The sequence below is a fragment of the Achromobacter sp. Marseille-Q0513 genome (assembly GCF_018195695.1).
Lineage (GTDB): Bacteria > Pseudomonadota > Gammaproteobacteria > Burkholderiales > Burkholderiaceae_B > Achromobacter.
In genome coordinates, this window is sequence record NZ_JAGTJY010000667.1 from 1 (window position 1) to 319 (window position 319).

At 51.7% G+C, this 319-nt stretch carries 1 protein-coding gene; it reads right to left on the minus strand.

Annotation, left to right across the window (positions count from 1 at the left end; translation table 11 throughout):
• Positions 1-319 (minus strand): hypothetical protein (locus KDH83_RS32230; RefSeq protein ID WP_212323292.1); only part of this gene is annotated, 319 nt, incomplete at both ends.

A 319-nucleotide genomic window follows, 5' to 3' on the forward strand; every position in this document is an offset into this window, starting at 1 on the left:
TTTCAATACCGTCAAATTTTACAAAATTAATACCATCCAATTTCGGATTGTTGTAGCGCAATGCCGGCACGGCCAACTTACCCGTCGCCAAATCAGTGTAAGCGCCGCTAGTGCCTGCCTGAAAATCCTGCGCAGCCTGATTTCCCCTTGGGCTCTCAACGACATAGATCAGGCCCTTGTTTTCACTAGTCAAGGCCCTTGCCTCAGTCTCAGTGAGCACCCGAGTATTAAGGTTGGGCAACAAACTGTCTGCTTTGCTGCCAGCTGTTCCTCCCGTGGCCAGACGTTCAGCCGAACCCACCTTACCCAGTACGCTACC